The organism is Streptomyces sp. OR43 (assembly GCF_008042275.1).
Taxonomy (GTDB): Bacteria; Actinomycetota; Actinomycetes; order Streptomycetales; family Streptomycetaceae; genus Streptomyces.
Window position 1 is genome coordinate 116058 of record NZ_RDBK01000023.1, and the last position, 16887, is coordinate 132944.

The following is a 16887-nucleotide window of genomic DNA, read 5'->3' on the forward strand; positions in this document are numbered from 1 at the left end:
GTCTTCGATGATGGAACCGGACGCTCGTCACGTACTGCTTTCCGAGGAGGGCCTGGCCGGCCTGCGCCGGAGGACCGGTGAACACAGCGACGGGTCCCTTGTCACCGCGTGTGCCATCGCGCTGGCCCACTGGGCGACCCGGCAGAGCCCCGGCGGCATGGACCTCGCCCCCGGCACGCTGTTCGCCGATGTCCTCGGATGGGCCGCCAACGGCGGTTCCGGGACCGCCGGATGGGAGACCGACGCGGCGCGGCGCACCATCACCGTTCCGGAAGGCGTCTCGCCGGCCGACGCCCAGCTCGCCCTCGACGACCTCGCCGAATTCCCCGACCGGCCGCTGGGGACCATCGGCCCCTCCGGTCTCGCGGCACGGATCGAGGATCTGGCCCGGTGGAACGACACCGAGGCCGGCCGAGACCGGCCGACCATCGTGGAGATGTTCCGCGAGCAGGTACGGAAGCGGCCCGACGCGGTCGCGATCGTCGAGGGAAAGCGCTCACTGACCTACGGTCAGGTCGGGGACTTCGCGAGCCAGTTGGCCCACCATCTGATCGAGCGCGGACTCGCGGCCGAGCAGGTCGTGGGCATTTCCCTCGGCCGCAGTGCCGACATGGTCGTCGGGCTGCTCGGCGTGCTCCAGGCGGGATGCGCCTTCGTCCCGCTCGATCCGATGTGGCCCGCCGCGCGCCGCGCGGTCGTCATCGAGGACGCCCGGGCCGTCCTCCAGCTCAACAGTTCGGGCGAGCGCGAGCCGGGTGAGCCGGAGGCCGTAGCCGTCGACCTCGACGACTGGACGTTCGCTTCCCACTCCGTCGAGGCGCCCGACCTCACCGTTCCCGGTCCCGCCCTGGCCTATGTGATCTTCACCTCCGGCTCGACCGGCCGGCCCAAGGGCGCGATGATCCGTCACGAGGCCATCAGCGAGCGCCTGTTGTGGCAGGTCGAGCAGATCCTGCACTTCGGTCACGACGACGCGTCCCTGTTCAAGGCACCGCTGTCCTTCGACATCTCGATCAACGAGATCTTCCTGCCGCTGGTGTGCGGCGGCCGGCTGGTGGTCCTGCCGCCCGGCGGCGAACGCGACCCGCACCACCTGCTGAGCGTGATCGCCGAACAGCGCGTCACCTTCACCTACCTGGTGTCGTCCATGCTGGACGTCCTGCTGGAGATGGCGGGGGACTCCGGGCGCCTCGACAGCCTGCGCCATGTGTGGTGCGGCGGCGAGGTACTGACCCCCGAGCTCTACGAACGGTTCCGCACCCGCCTCGACATCCCCATGTACCACGGCTACGGCCCCGCCGAGACGACCATCGGCGTCTCGCACGTCATCTACCGGGGTGCCGCGGAACGCCTGTCGACATCGATCGGGAGGGCCAACCCCAACACCCAGCTGTACGTGCTGGACGACGAACTGCGCCCGGTCCCGGTCGGGGTGGGCGGCGAACTGTACGTCGGCGGCTTCCTGCTCGGCCGCGGATACGTCAACGCGCCCGGCCTGACCGCATCCCGCTTCGTGGCGAACCCGTTCGCCGCCGACGGCTCCCGGCTCTACCGGACCGGCGACCTCGCCCGGTACGCCCCGGACGGTTCACTGGACTTCCTGGGCAGGGCCGACAACCAGATCAAGATCCGGGGGATGCGCCTGGAGATCGAGGACGTCGAGGCAGGTCTCGCCGAGCACCCCGGCGTACGGCACAGCTGTGTCGTCGCCAGGAAGAACACGGCGGGCGGCAGCTACCTCGTCGGGTACGTGATCCCGGCCGCCGGACACGAGGACCTGCACGCCGACGAGGTCAGGGCATGGGCCGACGCGCACATGGTCGAGTACATGGTGCCCACCCACACGGTCGTGATGCGGGAGTTCCCGCTCACCGCCAACGGCAAGCTCGACCGGGCCGCGCTGCCGGAACCGGTGACCTCGGCGGGCCCGGTCCTCCAGCCCGCCACCGAGAACGAACGCGTGGTCTGCGCGGCCGTCGCCGCGGTCCTGAGGCTGGACGAGGTCGGCGTCGACCAGGACTTCTTCCGGCTCGGCGGGGACAGCATCCTGGCCATCTCCCTGCTGAGCGCGCTGCGGGACGCCGGGCTCCACGTCACCGCACGGCAGATCTTCGCCCACGGCGTCGTCGGCGCCCTCGCGGCCGTCGCGAGCCGCGAGGACGCCTCCGCGGTGCGGGACGACGACGTGGCGACCGGGCCCGTCGTGGGCTCACCCATCGTCCAGTGGCTCGGCGAGGTCACGGACGCGGTCGACGGCTTCGTGCAGTCGGTGGTGCTGAACACCCCGCCGGAGCTGAGCGCCGAAGCGCTGGACGAGATCCTTACCGCCGTGGTCCGGCGGCACGACATGCTGCGGGCCAGGCTGGTGCGCGGTGAGCGCTGGAGCTTCGACATCCCGGAGGCCGACGAGGCCGTCGCCGGGTGGCAGGAGAGCGGCCTGCCGCTCGACGCCTGCGTCCGGCTCGCCACCGACGGGCTCGATCCGGACCGTGGAGTCATGCTGCGTGCCGTCTGGCGGCGCGAGGCGCGGGAACTGGTCGTGGTCATCCACCACGTGGTCGTCGACGGCGTCTCCTGGCGGGTCCTGATGGAGGACCTGGCCACGGCATGGCAGCAGTCGAGCGCGGGAACACCCGTCGAACTGCCACCGGTGGGCACGTCGTTCCGGCGCTGGACCGAGCTGCTCGCAAGCACCGAATTCGACGCCGACCGCGCCTACTTCGCGCGTCCCCTGCCGGGCGCGGACGGACCCCTGGGCAGGCGCGCGCTGTCCGGCGCCGACACGGTGGCGAGCGAGCGGGAGCGGACGGTACCGGTCGGGCCCGGGATCACGGCGGCGCTGCTCGGCGAGATACCCGCGAAGTTCCACGCGGGCGTCAACGACGTCCTGCTCACCGCGCTCGCCGTGGCCCTCGCCCGGTGGCGCCGCGACCTCGGCCAGGACCAGACGTTCGCCCACATCGAGCTGGAGGGCCACGGCCGAGAGGGACGCTTCGTCGCGGCCGCCGCCGGCTTCGAACCCGAACTGTCGCGGACCGTGGGCTGGTTCACCACCCTCTTCCCGGTGACGGTCGACCCGGGGGCCGCGGCCGACCTCACCTCGCCGGCGTACCTGTCCGCCGCGCTGAAGGCGGTCAAGGAGGACCTGGCCGGCGTGCCGGGCAACGGTCTCTCCTACGGCGCCCTGCGGTATCTGTCCGGCGCCCGGTTCGAGGCGCCCGCACCCCAGGTGCTGTTCAACTACCTGGGCCGCTTCGACTCGGGCTCCGCCGGGGACTGGCAGCTCGCCGGTGCCACCGGGCAGTTGGGCGAGAAGCGCGATCCGAGGATGCGCCTGCGGCGCGCCCTGGAGTTCAACCTGATCGCCGAACCGGACGCAACCGGCGGGTACGAACTCGTCACCACGATCTCCTGGCCCGACGGCGTGTTCACCGACGAGGACATCACCGTCATCGGCGCGTACCTGCGCGACGCCCTGGCCGGGCTGGCCGCGCTCGAAGGCGGCGGCCACTCGCCCAGTGACTTCGCCCCGCTCCCGCTCACCCAGGCCGACGTCGACGCCCTGGACGGGCCCGGACTGTGCGACATCCTCCCGCTGACCCCGTTGCAGGAGGGCCTGTACTTCCACTCGGTCTTCGACGACGACTCGGCCGGCAGCTACGTGGAGCAGCAACTGCTCACGCTGGACGGCGAGGTGGAGGCCGGACGGCTCGCGGCCGCGGCCACCCGACTGCTGACGCTGTATCCCAACCTGGCCGCCCGGTTCACCGCCCTCGCCGACGGCCGGGTCGTCTCCGTACTCGAAACCGGCGTCGAGGCGCCCTTCACCACGCTGGACCGCCCCGGCATCACCGACGCCGAGATCCGCGAGCACGCCGAGCGGGACCGCCGCGCCGGGTTCGACCTGGCCACCGGCCCGCTGATGCGCTACACACTCATCCGCGACGGCGCCGGACGCAACGTGCTGGTGCAGACCGTGCACCACATCATCGCCGACGGCTGGTCGGTGCCGCCGATGCTCCGCACACTGCTGGCCGAGTACCACCGCCCGGGCGCCGCGTACCGGACCGGCGGCTTCCCCGACTACGTGCACTGGCTCGCCGACCGGGACGACGACGAGAGCGACCGGGTCTGGCGCGAGCAGCTCGCCGGTCTGCCCGGCCCCTCGCTCGTCGCCGACGGCCACCTCCCGTCCGACCGGTTCGCCGACACGGCCGTGGAACCCCCGGTCGACGTCGACGCGGCAGCGCGGGCGGCCGGCGTACCCCTGAGCGTGGCCGTGCACAGTGCCTGGGCAGTGACGCTCGGCGGCATCCTGCCCGGCAACGACGTCGTGTTCGGCTCCACCGTGTCCGGACGCGACGCGGAGGTGCCCGGCATCGCCGACATGGTGGGCCTGTTCATCAACACGATTCCCGTACGCGCCCGTTGGGAGGCGACGACGACGGCCGCCGGCCTGCTCGCCTCCGTGCGGGAACACCAGAGCGCCGTGCTGCCGCACCAACACGTCTCGCTGGCGCGGATCGGCAGGCTGACCGGTGCCGGTGCCCGCTTCGACACCCTGGTCGTGTTCGACGTCGCGACCGACGTGGCCGCGCTGCGCCGGCCCGGCGACGAACTGGTCATCACCGCCATCGTCAACGAGGGGGCCCCGCACTACCCGTTGACGCTGGTGGTGGAACGCACCCACGACGGCCGGCCGCGCTTCAACCTGATCTACGACGCTGCGCTGCTCCGGGACTCCGGTGCCGCGACGATCCTCCGCACGTTCACCCGCACGCTCACCGGTCTGCTCACCCGGCCGGACGCACGCGTCGAGGAGCTGGCGGCCGAGGACGACCGGCGCCCCGCCGCGCACGCACCGACGACGCTGGCCGCACTGTTCGACGCCGCCGCGCTCCGCGACCCGGCGGCCGTCGCCGTCACCCAGTGCGCGCTGGACGGCTCCGGAAGCTCCCTCACCTACGGCGAACTGGCCGCGAGGAAGGCCGAGCTGGCGGGGGCGCTGCGCACCGCCGGCATCGGACCGGGCGGCCGCGTCGCCGTCGCCGTACCGCGTTCGCCGGAACAGGTCGTCGCCCTGGTCGCCATCGTCACCGCGGGCGGCGCCTACGTACCGCTGGACCTGGCGTACCCGGACGAACGGCTGGCGTACATCCTGGCCGACGCCGCACCGCAGGCCGTGCTCGTGGAGCGGGAGCAGCGCGAGCGCTTCACCGGCCTGCTGGCCCGGGCCGGTGTCCCGGCGAGGGTGCTCGTGCTCGGGGACGAACTGCCGCGGGCGGACAGCACGGCGCCGCAGACCGCGGGTCCCCGCCCGCAGGACCCCGCGTACGTGATCTACACGTCCGGGTCCACCGGCCGGCCCAAGGGCGTCGTCGTCCCGCACGCCTCCGTTGTCGCGCTGCTCGCGCACACCCGCGCCGACATGGACTTCGGGCCACAGGACGTGTGGGTCCAGTTCCACTCGTACTCCTTCGACTTCGCCGTCTGGGAGCTGTGGGGAGCGCTGGCGCACGGAGCGGAGCTGCTCGTGCCGGACTACGCGCTGACCCGTTCCCCGGTGGACTTCCACCGGCTGGTCCGCGAGCGCGGAGTCACCGTGCTCAACCAGACCCCGTCGGCGTTCTACCGGTTCATCGAGGCGGACCGGCACGCCGGAGAACCGGCGGCCGCCCTGCGCCGGATCATCTTCGGCGGCGAGGCCCTGGATCCCGCGCGGCTGCGCGGCTGGGTCGAGCGGTACGGCACCCGCTCGCCCGAGCTCGTCAACATGTACGGCATCACGGAGACCACCGTCCACGTCACCCACCGGGTGCTCACCGACGAGGACTTCGGCGGAGACGTCAGCCCGATCGGCGGCCCGATCCCCGGTCTGGACACCTACCTTCTCGACGACCGGCTCCGGCCGGTGCCGCCCGGCAAGGTGGGTTCCATCTACGTCGCGGGCGACCAGGTCTCCCTCGGCTACCTCGGCAGGCCCGGGCTCACCGCGGGCCGGTTCGTGGCGAACCCCTTCGCGGGCGACGGCTCCCGCATGTACCACACGGGCGACCTGGCCCGCCGGACGCTCGACGGCGAGCTGGAGTTCGCCGGCCGGGCAGACGGCCAGGTCCAGCTCAAGGGATTCCGGATCGAGCCCGGCGAGGTGGAGGCGGCGATCAGGGAACTCGACACCGTGGTCGACGCGGCCGTCACGGTGGCGGACAGCGGCGACCACCTGGTCGCGCACGTCGTGGGCCGGGCACCCGCCGACCTCACCGCGCTCCTCGCCGCGAAGCTGCCCGCGCACATGGTGCCGGGCCAGGTGCGATGCGTGGACGCGCTGCCGCTGACCGTCAACGGCAAGCTGGACCGCGAGGCCCTGGCCGCGCAGGCCGCGCGGGAAGCCGGCCCGCAGACGGCCGTCCCGCCGGCCACCACCGGCGGCGCGCTCGGCGCGCTGACCGGCGTCTTCGGCGAGACGCTGCAAGGCTCCGACGTGGACGCCGACACCGACTTCTTCGCGGCCGGCGGCGACAGCATCCTCGCCATCACGGTCATCAACCGGGCCAGAGCCCTCGGACTCCACATCGCACCGCGCGACGTCTTCCTGTTCAAGACCCCGCGCGCACTCGCCGAGCAGCTGGACTCGCGCGTACCGCAGGCCCTGGCCGCCGGACCCGTCCGCCGCGAGGACGGCCCGCTGCTCCCGACGCCGATCATCCTGCGCCGGCGGGAACGGGGCGGTTCGCTCGCCCGGTTCGCCCAGGCCAGGTCGCTGGTGGTCCCCGAGGGCGTCGGGCTCGGCGACGTGGAACGCGCCGCGAACGCCGTCGTGGCGGCGCACCCCGTCCTCCGGCTGAAGCTGGACGTGGATCACGGCGTGTGGGCCCTGCGTACCGAGCCCCACCGCGAGGTCACCGTCTTCCGCACGGAGACGGGCGACCCATCGGCCGCCGCGAACGAAGCCGCGGGGCGCCTGAGCCCCGGGTCCGGGGAGGTCGTCGCCTTCTCCTGGATACCCGGGAGCCGGACCCTCGTGGTCACCGCGCACCATCTCGCCGTCGACGCGGTGTCCTGGCTGATCCTCCTCGACGACCTGGCCACCGCCCTGAGCGGAGCCGCCCTGCCGCCGCCCACCACGTCCTACGGCGAGTACGCCGAAGCGACGGGCGCCCGCAGCGCCGAGCTGACCGGCCTCGACGACTGGATCACCACGCTCGCGGCGCCCGCGCTGCTGTCCGGCGTCGAGGGCCTGCGCGAGACCACCGTCGTGCTCGCGCCCGACGTGAGCGGCCGGGTGACGCGTACCGCACCCGCCGCACTCGGCGTCGGCCTCACCGAGCTCCTGTGCGGCGCACTGCGCACCGCGCTGACCCACGTTCAGACGGCACCCACCGACCTCGCGATCGACCTGGAGCGCCACGGCCGTGTCCCTGTCCGGGGACACCACGACTACACACGCACGGTCGGCTGGTTCACCGCCATCGCGCCCGTACGGCTCACGGCGCACACCGACCCCGTCGAGGCGGCGCGCGAAGTCGCCGAACGCCAGCCCGACGAGGATGGGCACGTCGCCTACGGCAGGCTCAGATACCTCAACCCGCAGACGGCCCCGCTGCTGACCGCTCGCCCTCAGGTCCTGTTCAACTACCTGGGCCGCGGCGGCGAGTCCCGGGCGCCGCAGCTCACCGGCGCGGACGAGGGCAGCCCCTACGCCGTCGAGGTCAACGCCTGGACCGACGACACCACGGGCAGCCTGCACGCGGCCTTCACCCTCGCCGACGGCATCCCCGACGAGATCACCGCGCACTGGCTGACCGCGCTGGAGCGCGTCGCGGAGGCCTCCACCACGGCCGAGCGCACCGCGCCGGTCAGCCCTCTCCAGCGCGGCCTGTACTTCCAGGCCCAGATGGCGGGCACGGCCGGACACTACGTCGCGCAGAGCTACTTCACGTTCGACCGCCGCCTGGACACCGACGCGCTCGCCGAGGCGATGGCGTACGTGATCGCCCGGCACCCCGTCGTGGGCGCCGGCTTCACCACCGATGACCGCGGCAACCCGGTCCAGGTCCTCAGGGCGGGCCGCCGGGTAGACGTCCGCACGGTCACCGTCGCGACGGAGGCCGAGGCCGACGCCCTGCGGGCCCGGGACCGCGACACCGGATTCGACGTGGAGGAGCCGCCGCTGATCCGGCTGACCGTGGTGCGCCTGCCCGGTGACCGCGACGGCCTGCTGCTGAGCTACCACCTGCTGCTGTGGGACGGCTGGTCCCGCGAGATCGTGCTGCGGGAGCTGTTCGACGCCTACCGGGCCGTCCTCACGGGCCGGCCGCCGGCCGCGACCCCGCTCTCGCCCGGCTTCGAGGACTACGCCCGCGCGCTCGCCGCCAAGGATCCCGCCGTGGCGGAACGCTTCTGGGCGGACCACCTCGACGGCCTGACCGGCCCCACCCTGCTCGGCGGGGAGCGGCCGGCCGTCACGGACGAACTGCCGCGCGCGCTCGTCCACACGATGTCCGCCGAACTGTCCGACCTGCTGAGGCAGGCGGCCCGGACCCACGGCGTCACACTGAACTCGGTACTGACCGGGGCGTTCGGCCTTCTGCTCGGCGCGCACACCGGCCGCGGCGACGCCGTGTTCGGCGTGACCGTCTCCGGCCGCGAGGGCGAGGGCCTGTCCGGCATCGTCGGCGTCCTGCTCAACACCGTGCCCCTGTGGACGCGGGCCCGGCCGGACGACACGGTCCGGGAGTACCTGACCGCCGTCCAGGAGGCCCGGGTCGAGGCCATGGAGCACGAGCACCTGGGTCTCGGCGAGATCCAGCGGGCGAGCGGCCACGACACCCTGTTCGACAACCTGTTCGTGCTCCAGAACTTCCTGGACCTGGACGCGTTCGCCGAGATGAACGCCCGGCACGGCATCACCTCGGTGCAGGCCGACGACTCGACCCACTACCCGTTCACCTGGGTCGTCACGCCCGGCGACCGGCTCACCGTCAAGCTGGAGCACCGCGACGACGACCCCGAGGGCGCCCGCCGCCTCCTCGACGGCTACCTCCGGATACTCGAGGACCTGGCCCGGTCCGCCGGCCCGGTCGGCGCGCTGCCCGGCGTGGGCACACTGCCCGGAGCGGCCCCCCGTACGGACGTCGGCACGGACACCGTCGTCGACCGGTTCGACCGGGCGGCCGACCGCGACCCGCGGCGCGTCGCCCTCGTCGCCCACGGTTCGGCCCTGACCTTCGCCGAGCTCCGGGACCGCAGCCGTGCGGTGGCCGGAGTGCTGGCAGGCCGGGGAATCGGACCGGAGCGGACCGTGGCCCTCGCGATCCCGCGCTCCCTGGAGTCGATCGTGGCGCTGTTCGCCGTACTGCGCGTCGGAGCCGCCTATGTGCCGCTGGAGCTCGACCACCCGGACGAGCGGATCGCCGCCATCGTCGAGGCCGCCCGCCCGGACGTGACCCTCACCGTCAGCGCGGTGTCGCCCCGGCTGACCGGTGAGCTGATCGAGCTCGACCGGCCGCTGCCCGAAGCCGAACCGTTCCGCACGTTCGCGCCGGACGATCCGGAGCGGCTGCGGCACCCCGCGTACACGATCTTCACCTCCGGATCGACCGGGAAGCCCAAGGGTGTGGTGACCGAGTACGCCGGACTCACCAACATGCTGATCAACCATCAGCGGCGGATCTTCGAACCGGTGCTGGCGGAGCACGAGCACCGCGTCTTCAGGATCGCGCACACCGTGTCGTTCGCCTTCGACATGTCGTGGGAGGAGCTGCTCTGGCTCGCCGACGGCCATGAGGTGCACATCTGCGACGAGGAACTGCGCCGCGACGCGCCCCGGCTGGTCGAGTACTGCCTGGAGCAAGGCATCGACGTGATCAACGTGACGCCGACCTATGCGCAGCAACTGGTGGCCGAGGGACTGCTGGACACCCCCGGGCGGCGGCCCGCGCTCGTCCTGCTGGGAGGAGAGGCCGTCACCCCGGCACTGTGGCGGCGGCTCGCGGAGACCGAGGGCACGGCCGGGTACAACCTGTACGGACCCACCGAGTACACCATCAACACCCTCGGCGTCGGCACCTTCGAGTGCGAGGACCCGGTGGTCGGCGTGGCGATCGACAACACCGAGGTGTACGTACTGGATCCGTGGCTGCGGCCCCTGCCGGACGGCGTGCCGGGCGAGCTGTACGTGTCGGGCGTCGGCATCGCCCGCGGCTACCTCGGCCAGCCCGCGCAGACGGCGCACCGGTTCGTGGCCTGCCCGTTCGGCGAACCGGGCGAGCGCATGTACCGCACCGGGGACCTGGTGGTCCGCCGGCCCGACGGCAACCTGATGTACCTGGGCCGGACCGACCAGCAGGTCAAGATCCGCGGACACCGCGTCGAACCGGGCGAGGTCGAGGCCGCGTTCGCCGCCCACCGGGCGGTCCGGTTCGCCGCCGCGGTCGCGCAGCCCGACCCACAGGTCGACGGAGCGTACCGGCTGGCCGCCTACCTGGTGCTCGACGGCTCCGATCTGGCATCCGTCGCCGCCGAAGTGGGCGCCGCCCTCCCCGACTTCCTGCGCCCCACGCACTACGCGCAGGTCGACCGCATCCCGCTGACCGTGAACGGCAAGGCCGACACCAAGGCGCTCCCGGAGGCCAGGCCGCTGGGTGTGCTGACGACGGCAGCCGAACGCGCACCGGAGACGGACACCGAGATCACGGTGTGCGAGTTCTTCGCCGAGGCACTGGACCTGGACGACGACGAGGTCAGCGCGGTCAGCGACTTCGTCACCCTCGGCGGACACTCCATGCTGGCGGTCCGCCTGATCGGGCTGCTCCGCCGGGAGTACGGTCCGGTCATCACCATCCGCGACCTGCTCACCCTGCGAACCCCCGAAGCGATTGCCGGTCACCTCGATGCGCACTCCTGACCCCCACCGGCCCCTCGACGGAGCCGGCATCCTGCGGACGGCGCTGCGCCGCAACCTCGGTGCCATGACCTGGGGCACCGTCCTCATGGGCCTGTACCAGGCCGGCGAGACGGCCTTCCCCATCGCGCTCGGCCTGATCGTCGAGTACACCCTCCAGGACCGGAGCCCCGCTTCCCTCGGGGTGTCGATCGGCGCGCTGGCCGTGATCATCACGACCGTGTCGCTGTCGTGGCGGTTCGGGATGCGCGTCCTGCAGAAGGCCAACACGACGGAGGCGCACCGCTGGCGGGTGCGGGTCGCGGAGTGCGGACTCCAGCCCGTGGACAGGAAGATCGATCTGAAGTCCGGTGAGGTGCTGACCATCGCCACCGAGGACGCCGACTCCACCGCCGACATCATCGAAGTGGTTCCGCTGCTGATCAGCTCACTGGTCGCGGTCGTGGTCGCGGCGGTCGCCCTGGGGCTGGCGGACCTCCGGCTCGGACTGCTCGTGATCATGGGAACCGTCGTGATCCTGACGATCCTCAGCGTGATGTCCAAACGGATCGGCGCCAGTACCCAGGAGCAGCAGGCCCGGGTGGCGCGGGCCGGTGCGAAGGTCGCGGACCTGATCTCCGGCCTCCGCCCGCTGCACGGTTTCGGCGGCAATCACGCGGCGTTCGTGTCCTACCGGAAGGTCAGTACGGAGGCGAAGCACCAGGCGATCACCGTGGCCAAGGTGAACGGCGCGTACGCCGGCGCCGCACAGGCCCTCAACGCGGTCCTGGCCGCCGCCGTGACCCTGACGGCCGGCTGGCTGGCCTTCGACGGCCGGATCACCATCGGGGAACTCGTCATGGCGGTGGGCCTCGCGCAGTTCATCATGGAACCGCTGAAGATGTTCTCGGAGATGCCGAAGTACGTGATGATGGCACGGGCCTCGGCCGAGCGGATGGCCCTGGTGCTGGCGGCGCCGCCGGTGGCGGCTCTGGGCCCGCAGCGCCCTTCCGCGGGCGGGGACCTGGAGATCGACGGCGTCCGGTACGGGACGCTGCGCAAGCTGAACTTCCGCGTCGCAGCCGGCGAGTTCGTGGCGATCACCGCCTATCAGCCGCGCGCGGCAGCCGATTTCGCGTCGATCCTGGCCGTGAACGTCCCGCCGCAGGACTACGACGGGACGGTTCGGATCAGCGGGCGGGAGATCGCGGACCTGCCGGTCGAGGCCGTCCGTGCACACATGCTGGTGAACCCGTACGACGGGGAGATCTTCGCGGGCACCCTCCGTACGAACATCGACCCGGCGGGCACCAGCCGTACGGTTGCCGAAGCGGTGGAGGCGTCCATGCTGACCGATGTCGTCGCGCTCCACCGCGACGGGCTCGACTACGCCATCCGCGACCGCGGCGCGAATCTGTCCGGCGGACAGCGCCAGCGGTTGTCCCTGGCCCGCGCCCTGGCCGCCGACACCGACGTCCTCGTTCTGCACGATCCGACCACGGCCGTGGACGCGGTCACCGAGCAGCTGATCGCGCGCAACCTCGTGAAGCTGCGCCGGGGCCGGACCACCCTCGTGATCTCCAGCAGTCCGGCGGTCCTGGACGCGGCCGACCGGGTGCTCGTCCTGGACGACGGGATCATCACGGCCGAGGACACCCATCGCAACCTCCTCGCCACCGACGAGGCCTACTGCCTGGCGGTGGCGAGGTGAGCGGCCGGGGGCCCTTGATGCGGGAACGCGTTTGCCGTCTCTCAGGCGTCCCAGGCGCGGGGGCGGTCCAGCGCCTCCCACTCGGGGCGCAGCAGTGAGAGCAGGGCGAGGTCGTGCCGTCGTCCGCGATGAAGACACGCGGCGCGGCTGACCCCTTCGCGTACGAAGCCGGATCCGGTGAGGACGGCGAGGGCGGCGGCGTTGCCGGTGTGGGTCTCCGCGGTGAGGCGGTGCAGGGGGAGTTCGCCGAACGCCAGGTCCACCAGGGCGTCGAGGGCGTGGGTGCCGTGGCCCCTCCCACGATGCTCCGCGGCCGGCATCAGCTCGATCTGAGCCGTGCCGTTGGCGATGTGCCGTTGACGATGTCCTGGCCGCTGAGCGCGATAGGGCCGATGGGGGTGGAGTCGGGGAGCAGGACGAGGAAGTCGTCGCGATCGTCGTCGTCGATGTCGCGCTCGATGCGCTCGCGCATCGCGGTGAGGGAGCGCGGCCAGAACCCGATCTCGTGGGCGGCCGCCGCATCCGCACGCCAATGGTGCAGGAGTTCGGCGTCGTCCAGGTCGACCGGTGCGAGTCCGACGGACTCGGCGTGCCAGGAGACTTCCCTCGCGGTCTCTTCGTCGCGTTCGTCGTCCGCGATCCCGGTGCCCTGGTTCATGCGGCGGATGCCAGGGGCGGACGGCCCACGGGGCCCACGCGTTTCTCCGCCCCCGCGCCCGGCGGCAACGGTCCGCGACGGGCCGGCGGCACCGAGCCGCCGACTTCGCGTCGGGGTGGCAGTCGATGCCGGCCGGCCACGTAGCGGCCCGGCACCACCGGGCCCGGAGTGGAGCGGCTGATGATCAACGCCGCCTCACGGCCTTCAGGACCCCGCGGAAGCGCCCGCTCGCGTGGTCCCCGGGGTGTGGAGCGGCCCGTCGAGGGCCCAGGCGACATCTCTGAGCAGGGCGTGCCGCCAGCCTGCCCGGTCGTGGCCGGACGGCGACCGTGACACGCGTACCGTCGCGCCCGCTTCTTCGGCCAGGATCTCGACCGGCCGGCAGTGGGGGAGCATCCGCGTCTCGTGTTCCCCGACGTCGAACGCGACCCGCAGCCCGGTCAGGTCGGGGCGCTCCCGCAGCCGTGCGGCGACGGAGCCGCCGGCCGGACCGTCGAGAGGGTCCGGCCGGTCCGGCGCTCCGGGTGCCCACCAGAACGACCCCGACTGGCAGGCGACCCGGGAGACCAGCTCCGGGAAGTCCAGCGCCGCGGTCAGCGCGCTGAGTCCGCCGAGGCTCTGGCCGGCCACCACCAGCCGGTTCAGGTCCGCGACCACCCCGGACTCCGCGACGAGCGGCAGCAGTTCGTCGCGGACGGCCTCCCACAGCCCGGACCCGCCCGCGAACTCGGCTGCCCGGTCCTTGGCCGGCAGGAAGACCAGTGTGACGGGCGGCATCTCACCCGCGGCGACGGCGGAGTCGAAGGCGGCCATGGCTGGATGGAGGTACAGCCAGTCGTCCCCGTCCAGCAGCAGCACCACCGGTCCGCCGCCACCCGCCGGGTGGATGCGCACCGTGCGTCGTCCGCCGAGCCGTGCGCTGTTCCAGCGGAGCCGGGTGTGCGGGACGGGGAGGACGTCGTCGGCGCCGACCACGGGCCAGTGCGGCTGGGCGGGGGCGTCCGGGGTCGCGGCGACGGAACGGTCCAGTCCGGCGCCTGCCGGGTTGAACGGGTCCGCATGCGGCGTCTCGTCCACGAGGAACCGGTAGGTCACGTGGAGCCGTTCGGGCATGGGCACTTCGGCGTACCAGCAGTCGGTGTCGCGCCACCGGCGCAGGGGGACCGGCTCCGACCAGCTCTCGAAGTCGACGGTCGCCGGAGAGCCGCGCCAGAGGAACAGCGATACCCAGCCGCCGTCGCCGGCGGCTACCGCAGCGGGCGTGCGTGCCGCGGCCCAGAACGCGTCGGTGCCGGGAGCGCCGCTCAGCCCGAAGCCGGCGAAGTCGCTCTCGGCGCGGATCCGTTCGGTCACCGGGGGCATGAACATCTCCTTGTGAGAGGGGAAGAGGAAAGGCTAAGCTCTGGGTGATTAGGGGAGCCTAACCTAAGTTGGACTTCTCCTTCCATATCCCTGGCTCTTCATTCGAACCCGCTCTCCGGGCCCGCTCCCGGGGGCGCCGCCGGCCCGCCGGCGGGCAGAGGCACACGCTCGGCGCGGCCGTCACCGGTCCGTCGGACCCGAGGAGGTACTGACACATGAGCACCAACCCGTTCGACGACCCCGACGGCCGGTTCCTGGTCCTGGTGAACGATGAGGGCCAGCACTCGCTGTGGCCGTCCTTCGCTGACGTGCCCGGAGGCTGGATGATCGCCTTCGAGGAGAACACCCGGGAGGCGTGCCTGGACTTCGTCGAGACCAACTGGACGGACCTGCGGCCCCGTTCCCTCACCGTCCCCGCGGACGCCTGACCGGCTCAGCACCGGCCCGCGGCCGGGGGCTGCCGCCCGGCCGTGCTGCCGCCCGCTCGTGGAACCCGGGAAGGAATGCCTTGACCACGACCGTGCCGCGCCCCGTCCCTGCGGCGCGGGCGCGCCGTGCGCCCGCCCCCTCCGTACGCTTCGCCCGCGCGGAGGACGCCGGCGAACTCGCCGCCCTGTCCCGGCCCTTCGTCCGTGCGGGCGCGCTGCGGGAGCGCCCCGTCTCGCTCTACGCCGCCCACGCGGCCGACTTCCTGGTGGCCGTGGGCCCCGCGGGCCGGCTCGAAGGCTGTGTGGGTCTGCGCCTGTACCCGGCCGGTCCGGCGGAGAGCGGCGCACCCGCGGGCGTGCTGTACAACTTCTGTGTGGCCGCGCACCGGCAGGGGTGCGGAGTGGGGGCCGTGCTGCTGGGCTCCGCCCTGACGAGTGCACGTGCGCGGTCGCTGAGTGCGCTGTTCACTGCGACGACCGGCGGCGGACGCCTGTTCCAGCGGTACGGATTCACCGCGACGGCAGCATGTCTGGCGCCCCGTACCTGGGCGGAGTCGCTGGATCCGCGGCGGGGCGCCCGGATCCTCGCGAGGGCCGTCTAAGGCGTGTTCTCGAACATCCCGCCTGCCCGGCGACGCCATGCACGCACGCTCGCCGCACCGCACGTGTCAGCGGCGGTGGCGCCGAGCCCCTGACGTCGAGTGGCTGCCCGTATCGCGACCGCCGGTGGTCACACGGTGCTCAGGTCGCGGTCAGGGCCGGTGCCGGGCGCGAGGGCAGTGCCCGGAACCACCGTGGTGCCGGGACCGTTCTCGCCGAGCACGCCGCGCAGCACCGCGTGCGGTACCCGGCCGTCGAGTACCTGGGCTCTGCGCACGCCGCCCCGGACGGCCCGCAGGCAGCCCTCCATCTTCGGCAGCATCCCGCTCGCGAGCTCCGGCAGCAGCGCGGCCAGTGCGTCGGCCGTCAAATGCCTGATCACCTCGGTGCTGCGCGGCCAGTCCGCGTACAGCCCCTCCACGTCGGTGAGCACGACCAGCCGTTCGGCCCCGAGGGCCACGGCCAGCGCGGACGCGGCAAGGTCGGCGTTGACGTTGTAGACCTGCCCGTCCTCGCCGCGGGCGACGGGGGAGACCACCGGGATGTGTCCCTGCTCCAGGAGCGTGCGCACCATGCCGGGGTTGACGTCCACGATGTCTCCGACGAGACCGATGTCCACCGGGCGGCCGTCCACATAGCCGGGCCGTCGCACCGCCGTCATGGTGTGCGCGTCCTCGCCCGTCAGGCCCACGGCGAAGGGCCCATGGGCGTTGATCCGGCCGACCAGTTCCCGCTGGACCCGGCCGGACAGCACCATGCGCACCACATCCATGGTCTCCGCCGTCGTCACGCGCAGCCCCGCCTCGAAGCGGCTCTCCAGGCCGAGGCGGTCGAGCATCGCACTGATCTGTGGCCCGCCACCGTGCACGACGACCGGGTGAAGGCCCGCGTGCCACAGTTCCACGACGTCCTGGGCGAAGAGGTGTTGCAGGCTCGCGTCCACCATGGCGTTGCCGCCGAACTTGACGACGACCACACGGGGCCGTGGTTCCGCGGGCCTGCCCGCCGACCCGGTCGACGCGTCCGTGTCCGGGTTCACGCGATCTGTGACGACCGGTGCCATGTCTGCCCCACCCCGTTCGATAAGTTAGCTGAGCCTAACCTGAATAAGGGGGTCCAGGTGGCGATCCCGCCGTCCTGCCCGCACGTTGCCGCGGGTGTTTCCGGCCGCCCGCGGCGCGCGCCCGAGAGACGGTCCCACTCCGTTTGCGGAGCCCTGGACATCGGGTTTGAGTGGAAGAACCCC

General features: G+C 72.6%; 8 protein-coding genes. 4 read left to right on the forward strand and 4 right to left on the reverse strand.

The window, feature by feature from the left end:
* Window positions 1–7: 7 nt before the first annotated feature.
* Both EAO72_RS12365 and EAO72_RS12370 read left to right on the forward strand, forming a co-directional pair.
* The gene (locus EAO72_RS12365; RefSeq protein WP_148017340.1) at window positions 8–10906 is read left to right on the forward strand and encodes a non-ribosomal peptide synthetase; all 10899 of its coding nucleotides are present in this window, start codon (window positions 8–10) and stop codon (window positions 10904–10906) included.
* Window positions 10893–12593: an ABC transporter ATP-binding protein gene (locus EAO72_RS12370; protein WP_148017341.1), complete on the forward strand. Its 1701-nt coding sequence runs from the start codon at window positions 10893–10895 to the stop codon at window positions 12591–12593. The genes EAO72_RS12365 and EAO72_RS12370 overlap by 14 nt, the downstream gene beginning before the upstream one ends.
* A 41-nt stretch (window positions 12594–12634) precedes the next feature.
* On the opposite strand, the gene EAO72_RS42980 is transcribed toward EAO72_RS12370, so the two are convergent.
* From EAO72_RS42980 to EAO72_RS12380, 3 genes are all read right to left on the reverse strand, one after another.
* Complete coding sequence (locus EAO72_RS42980) at window positions 12635–12913, reverse strand: GNAT family N-acetyltransferase (RefSeq protein WP_261991442.1); 279 nt, start codon at window positions 12911–12913, stop codon at window positions 12635–12637.
* Entirely contained in the window at window positions 12913–13251 is a 339-nt protein-coding gene (locus EAO72_RS42985; RefSeq protein ID WP_261991443.1) for a hypothetical protein, read from the reverse strand. Before EAO72_RS42985 ends, EAO72_RS42980 begins: the two co-directional genes overlap by 1 nt.
* A gap of 204 nt (window positions 13252–13455) precedes the next feature.
* Complete coding sequence (locus EAO72_RS12380) at window positions 13456–14613, reverse strand: alpha/beta hydrolase-fold protein (protein WP_148017342.1); 1158 nt, start codon at window positions 14611–14613, stop codon at window positions 13456–13458.
* Between the two features lie 215 nt (window positions 14614–14828).
* Between EAO72_RS12380 and EAO72_RS12385 the strand changes: the two genes are divergently transcribed.
* Window positions 14829–15041, forward strand: coding sequence for an MbtH family protein (locus tag EAO72_RS12385; RefSeq protein ID WP_148017343.1), 213 nt, complete (start codon window positions 14829–14831; stop codon window positions 15039–15041).
* Window positions 15042–15121: 80 nt separating this feature from the next.
* The gene (locus EAO72_RS12390; RefSeq protein WP_410090249.1) at window positions 15122–15643 is read left to right on the forward strand and encodes a GNAT family N-acetyltransferase; all 522 of its coding nucleotides are present in this window, start codon (window positions 15122–15124) and stop codon (window positions 15641–15643) included.
* 128 nt (window positions 15644–15771) lie between these two features.
* Here the strand turns inward: EAO72_RS12390 and argB are convergent, their stop codons facing one another.
* A complete protein-coding gene (gene argB / locus EAO72_RS12395; RefSeq protein ID WP_148017344.1) occupies window positions 15772–16704 on the reverse strand; it encodes an acetylglutamate kinase in 933 nt (310 codons plus the stop codon).
* Window positions 16705–16887: the final 183 nt, after the last annotated feature.